The sequence below is a fragment of the Streptomyces sp. DH12 genome (genome assembly GCF_020873895.1).
In the GTDB taxonomy this organism is placed as follows: Bacteria; Actinomycetota; Actinomycetes; order Streptomycetales; family Streptomycetaceae; genus Streptomyces.
The window spans coordinates 1-469 of record NZ_JAHWGT010000911.1 but is presented as its reverse complement, the minus strand read 5'-3'; the positions used below and the strand labels follow the sequence as shown (position 1 = coordinate 469).

Genomic DNA, 469 nt, shown 5'->3' with positions numbered 1-469 from the left:
AGCAGGAACAGGGCGGCCGTGCCGGCGGCCCCGCTGCCGTCCATGCGCTCGGCGGCGTACAGCGAGACGAACGCGCCCAGGCCGACGAAGGCGACGGAACGGCACACCACGGCCAGGGAGAGCCGTACGAACGACGCGGTGTCGTCCGTGGCCGCCGCGGACGGCCCGGCCGTGCCGGACGGCCGGGGCCGCTGCGCACGCAGCACGGGCAGGCACAGCGCGGCGCCGGCCACGGCCGGCAGCAGAAGCAGCGGCGTCAGCCGGAGACCCCCGACGGCGACCACGGCGGCGACGGTGAGCGGCGCCAGGGCGAAGCCGAGGTTGCCACCGAGCGAGAACCAGCCCATCGCGGTGTGGCTGCCGCCGGCGACGGCCCTGGCCAGCCGCGCGGACTCGGGGTGGTACGCCGCGACTCCCACGCCGGACAGCGCGACGGCCGCGAGCGTGACGGCGTAGGAGTCGCTCACCC

General features: G+C 77.4%; 1 pseudogene. It reads right to left on the bottom strand.

The features are described 5' to 3' along the window. A pseudogene (locus LPA54_RS37745) lies at nt 1–469 on the bottom strand (MFS transporter); the annotation flags it as partial.